Origin of the sequence: Mesorhizobium sp. M7A.F.Ca.CA.001.08.2.1, from assembly GCF_003998455.1 — a bacterium.
Taxonomy (GTDB): domain Bacteria; phylum Pseudomonadota; class Alphaproteobacteria; order Rhizobiales; family Rhizobiaceae; genus Mesorhizobium; species Mesorhizobium ciceri.
Window position 1 is genome coordinate 1 of sequence record NZ_RZPW01000462.1, and the last position, 5121, is coordinate 5121.

The window sequence follows — 5121 nt, forward strand, 5'->3', positions numbered from 1 at the left end:
CCTATTCCCCTACTGCCTTATTCCCCTCAATCCGCCATCGTCTCCAAACTGGCAAAACCCTGTGGCGCGTCGCCCTCGTCGAACGGCGTCGTCACTTCGACGAAGGTGTCGGGATAGAAGCCGTTGAAGCGGGTCCTCAGCGACAGCGAATAGGCGCCGATATGGCCGATCTCGATCCAGTCGCCGGTATCGACCGTTTCCGGCAGCCAGAACGGCCGCGACAGGATGTCGACGGAATCGCAGGTCGCACCGCAGACCTTGAACGGCACGATGTTCTTCTCCTCGCCATTGCGCGAGCGGATCGCCGGGTCGGGAATGAAGCGCGCCGGCAGCGTGATCTTGCCGGTCCATGAATCCGACAGCGATGCCCAGATGCCGTCATTGATGTAGAGCCGTTTGCCCTTGCGCAGCAACACCCGCACGATCAACGACAGGCAGCGCGCCACGATCACCCGGCCGGGCTCAGCCACCAGCGGCATCTGGTCGAACTGATACTCCTTCAGATCGCCCGACAGCCGCGACATGATCTGGCCAAGCGTCGGCATCTCGATCTGCTTGCGGTTAGGGTCGTGGCCGTATTCGGCGGGGAAACCGCCGCCGACATCGAGCCCGGCAATATCGAAGGTCAGCCGGTTGCGCACCCAGTCGGCGGAAGCCAGCGCCCGCTCATAGGTGTCGGGATCCTCGATCTGGCTGCCGACATGGAAGCACAGGCCGACCTTGTAGCCGGTACGGTTCAGCCGCTCCGCGAGCTCGACGGCATAGGCCGGCCCGGCGCCGAACTTCTTCGACAGTTCGTAGGCGGCATGCCCCTTGGTCTGCACCCGCACGAACACGCTGATCGAGCCCGGATCGATGTCGAGAGCCCGCACCACTCGCGTCAGCTTGGTGATCTCGTCCTCATGATCGAGCGAAATGACGCGGATGGCGTAATTCTCCAGCGCCAGCTTGATGTCCGACTGCGCCTTGACCGGGTGCATGTAGAGCATCTCGGCATCGGGGGAAACGGCACGCACGGCGGCGAACTCGCCCGGCGAAGCGACGTCGAAAGCCTTGACGCCGGCTTCGACCAGCGTCTTCAGCACGATCTGCTCGCCATTGGTCTTGACCGCATAGGCGGTCTTGCCGGGGAACATGCCCATGAACTGCCTGGCATCCGCCATCAGCACTTGCGGGCGGAAGCAATAGACCGGATCGTCCGGACGAAGCGCCAGTGCCGCCTCGCGGGCATTCTCGAATCGCTGCATGGACGAATCCTCACTTCGGCTGCGCACAATTAATCCAAGCTAGCGGCTAATGAAAACAATTCTGTGTCTCGTGCGGCTGACGCTGGGGCGCTAGGTCTTTGCCAGCAACGCTTGCCAGCGATCAGGTTTCGGGTGGCTCTTGTCACTGAGTCCGATATGGCTTCTGCCTGACTGACTGGCATTCAGGCCGTCTGGGAGGGCGACTCACATGACAATAGCCGCGACATCAGCACCGCGCGGGCCGATGGTGCTCAAGGACTGGGGGCAGCTCCTGCTGCTCGGCGCGATCTGGGGCGGCTCGTTCTTCTTTGCCCGCATCGCGGTGGCGGAACTTCATCCGCTGGTGCTGGTGCTGTTTCGCGTCGCCATCGCGGCGATCGCGCTGCAGATCTATCTCGGTCTGCGTGGCCCGTCCTTCCGCCTCGCCCTTCCCCATGCCGGCCTGTTCTTCCTGCTGGCGCTCACCAACAACGTCGTGCCCTTTTCGCTGATCTTCGCCGGCCAGACGGAGCTTGGCGCCGGCGTCGCCTCGGTGCTCAACGCCACGACGCCGTTCTGGACGCTGATCCTCGCCAATGCGCTGACATCGGACGAAAAGCTCTCCTGGAACAAGCTCGCCGGCATTGCGCTCGGCATCGCCGGTACGGCCGTCATGATCGGCCCCGGCCTGCTTGCCGGGCTCGGCGGCCCCGTCTGGGCCAAATTCGCGCTGATCGGCGCTTCGCTGTCCTATGGCATTGCGCTGATGGTCGCCCGCCGCTTCAAGGGCGTGCCCTCGCCGGTCGTCGCCACCGGGCAGTTGACCGCTTCGACCATCATCATGATCCCGATCGTGCTCTTCACCTACGGCCCATCCGGCCTGTTCTCGGCCTCGCCGCCGGTCTGGGCGGCGGTGCTGGCGCTGGCACTTCTGTCCACAGCCGTCGCCTACATCCTCTATTTCAACCTCGTCGCCTCGGCGGGCGCTACCAACGCCTCGCTGGTCACGCTTGTCGTGCCGGCCAGCGCCATGCTGCTCGGCTTCCTGTTCCTAGGCGAGCGGCTGGAGCTGTTCGAAATCGGCGGGGTGGTGCTGATCGCGCTCGGCCTCATCACCATCGACGGGCGCGTCCTTGGAAGACGTTAGCGCGTCCTTTGAACCCCCACATCGCCGCGAAAGTCGAATTCGCCTTTCGCGGCGGTAGCGCTGCCATGACACGGCAGCGACACGAGCCGGCCACATTTTATTCACAGGTCTGAAGTCGGTATTTGCCTAGGAGTTTCAAAGCCTAACGGCAAAAGACATGTCGCGGATTTCACAATCACGTCGCAATGCAGCACATTTTCCGCTTGCCTGTGGCACAAATGAACCTAGACTCCATGACATAGCTCTTTAAGAGGAGGCTATGTCATGGGACTTACGAGGCCTATCAACGCATTGATGATCTGTGCTGCGTTCGCCTTTATCGGAGCCCTCATTATGGGCTTCCTTCCCTGACCGCCAAAGCGGGGAAGACCAGCACCCAAATAGTCCAACCAATTCAAAAGGCCGGGTTTTTCCCGGCCTTTTGTTGTTGAGCCCGACCTCATGCCGCGGCTGATCCGGCGGCCGCCGCCTCGTGCGAGCGAATACCGATCATATGGCAGATGGCAAAGACCAGATCGGCGCGGTTCATGGTGTAGAAGTGGAAATCGCCGACACCGCGCTCGACCAGGTCCATGACCTGTTCGGCTGCCACCGCCGATGCCACCAGCGCATGCGTCTGCGGGTCCTTGTCGAGGCCTTCGAAACGCTCCGCCAGCCAGCCGGGCACATGCGCGCCCGCCCTCGCGGAAAAGTTCGCGACCTGCTTGAAACTGTGAACCGGCTGGATGCCCGGCACGATCGGGATGTAGATGCCGGCGCGGCGGACGCGCTCGACATAGCGCTCGTAGAGATCGTTGTCGAAGAAGAACTGGGTGATCGCCCGCGTCGCGCCATTGTCGACCTTGCGCTTCAGCATCTCGATGTCGGTGGCGAAATCGGGGCTTTGCGGATGCTTTTCCGGGTAAGCCGCGACGGAGATGTCGAAATCCGCGATCGTCTTGAGCCCGGCGACCAGTTCCGCGCCATTCTCGTAGCCACCGGGATGCGGCCGGTAGGGCTCGCCGACGCCGGAGGCCGGGTCGCCGCGCAGCGCCACGAACCGGTTGATGCCGATCGATTTGTAATCCCGGATGACCGCATCGACCTCGTCGCGCGTTGCCCCGACGCAGGTCAGATGCGCCGCTGCAGGAATACCGGTTTCCGTCAAGATGCGCTTTACAGTGCGCGCGGTGCGCTCCCGTGTCGAGCCGCCGGCGCCGTAAGTCACCGAGACGAATTTCGGCTTCAGCGGCTCCAGCCTCGTGACCGTCTCCCACAGCCTCGCTTCCATCTCGTCCGTCTTCGGCGGGAAGAATTCGAAGGAAACCCTGACCTTGTCGCCGATGTCGGGGCGGCGGGAAAAGCGGAACTGGTTCATGCGATTTCCCCCATCGAGTTCGCTTTGGCCTGCCTTGTGTCGTTGGAAGGATCGGCAATCAGCAGGCGCCGATCGCGGCCGAGCCAGAGTTTCACGGTGAGCCTCGCCTCATTGCCACCGCGCGGCTCGAACTCCTGGGAATCTTCGAGATCGAGGCCGGCTTCCGAAAACCAGTCGGCGATCTGCCGGTCGGAAAAGCCGAGCCGCATATGCGCATGCTCCTCGCGCAGGAATTCCAGCGCATGCGGCGCGAAATCGACGATGACCAGGCGTCCTGCCGGACGCAAAAGCCGCGCCGCCTCGTGGATGGCGCGGGCGGGATCGTCGAGATAGTGCAGCACCTGATGGATGGTGACGAGATCGAAGGCATCGCGCTCGACCGGCGGCGCGAAGATGTCGCCCTGCCGAACTTGCGCGTTCGAAACGCCGGCCTTGTCGAGATTGGCGCGCGCCACGGTCAGCATCTCGCGCGACATGTCGATGCCGACACCGCGCCGATAGAGCGGCGAGAAGATTTCGAGCAGCCGCCCGGTGCCGGTGCCGAGATCGAGCATCGACTGGAACGGCCGCTTGCCGACCAGTTTCAGCATTGCGGCTTCGACGGCGCGGTCCGGCACATGAAGCGAGCGGATATGGTCCCAGCTTGCCGCATTCACGGAAAAATACTCGACCGCCCGGTCCTGCCGCTTGCGCTTGACCGAGGCCAGGCGCTCGAGATCGCGCTCGACCTGCGGATCGGCGCCGCGAATGCCGGAAACCAGGCCCATGACGAAGTCACGCGCGGAATCCGCATCCGACAGGCGGAAGAAGGCCCAGGACCCTTCCTGGTAGCGGCCGATCAGCCCTGCCTCCAGAAGCAGCTTCAGGTGCCGCGAAACGCGCGGCTGCGACTGGCCGAGAATTTCGGTAAGATCGGAAACGGTGAGGTCACCGCGCGACAGAAGTGCCAGTATGCGCAATCGGCTGGATTCGGCCGCCGCCTTTAACGTATCCACCATAGTGTCGAGCGAGACATGCATCAGCGTATTCTCTTTGAAAAGATATAAACATATGTTTATGTCAATTTTCGAAACCTTGCAAGCGCTATGTCGCTTCCGGACAAGAAAATGCCGCTTGTGTGGCGTTTAAGAGATATGGGCCATGACTGGACCGCGTGAGATGTTCGAGGCGCGCGAAGACGAGCAGAGGCTGGAAAACAATCCGGCACTGATGCCGCCGGATGACGGCATCGTCTTCATCGGCCGCATTGCCTCGCCGTGGACGACGCGCGAAACCTGCCCGAAGAACATGCGCGCCGCGCGCGAGACCGGGCAGAAGGCAGTGCTGACCATCGACGCGCCCTACCGAAATGGCTTACGGGGGCTGGAGCGCGCCAGCCACGTCATCATCCT

At 62.7% G+C, this 5121-nt stretch carries 4 protein-coding genes and 1 pseudogene; 2 read left to right on the forward strand and 3 right to left on the reverse strand.

Annotated features, from left to right (window positions below; translation table 11 throughout):
• Window positions 1–26: 26 nt before the first annotated feature.
• Window positions 27–1247 carry an alanine racemase gene (locus EN914_RS23730; protein WP_024501482.1) on the reverse strand — a complete coding sequence of 407 codons (1221 nt, stop codon included), beginning with the start codon at window positions 1245–1247 and terminating at the stop codon, window positions 27–29.
• A gap of 208 nt (window positions 1248–1455) precedes the next feature.
• Here EN914_RS23730 and EN914_RS23735 point away from each other — a divergent pair, with 208 nt between their 5' ends.
• Window positions 1456–2373, forward strand: coding sequence for a DMT family transporter (locus tag EN914_RS23735; RefSeq protein WP_024501483.1), 918 nt, complete (start codon window positions 1456–1458; stop codon window positions 2371–2373).
• Window positions 2374–2812: 439 nt separating this feature from the next.
• On the opposite strand, the gene metF is transcribed toward EN914_RS23735, so the two are convergent.
• Together metF and EN914_RS23745 are read right to left on the reverse strand one after the other, a co-directional pair.
• A complete protein-coding gene (metF, locus tag EN914_RS23740; protein ID WP_024501484.1) occupies window positions 2813–3730 on the reverse strand; it encodes a methylenetetrahydrofolate reductase [NAD(P)H] in 918 nt (305 codons plus the stop codon).
• Window positions 3727–4749 carry a metalloregulator ArsR/SmtB family transcription factor gene (locus EN914_RS23745; RefSeq protein ID WP_024501485.1) on the reverse strand — a complete coding sequence of 341 codons (1023 nt, stop codon included), beginning with the start codon at window positions 4747–4749 and terminating at the stop codon, window positions 3727–3729. The genes metF and EN914_RS23745 overlap by 4 nt, the downstream gene beginning before the upstream one ends.
• A gap of 121 nt (window positions 4750–4870) precedes the next feature.
• On the opposite strand from EN914_RS23745, the pseudogene EN914_RS23750 reads away from it, so the two are divergent.
• A pseudogene (locus EN914_RS23750) lies at window positions 4871–5121 on the forward strand (tRNA (N6-threonylcarbamoyladenosine(37)-N6)-methyltransferase TrmO); the annotation flags it as partial.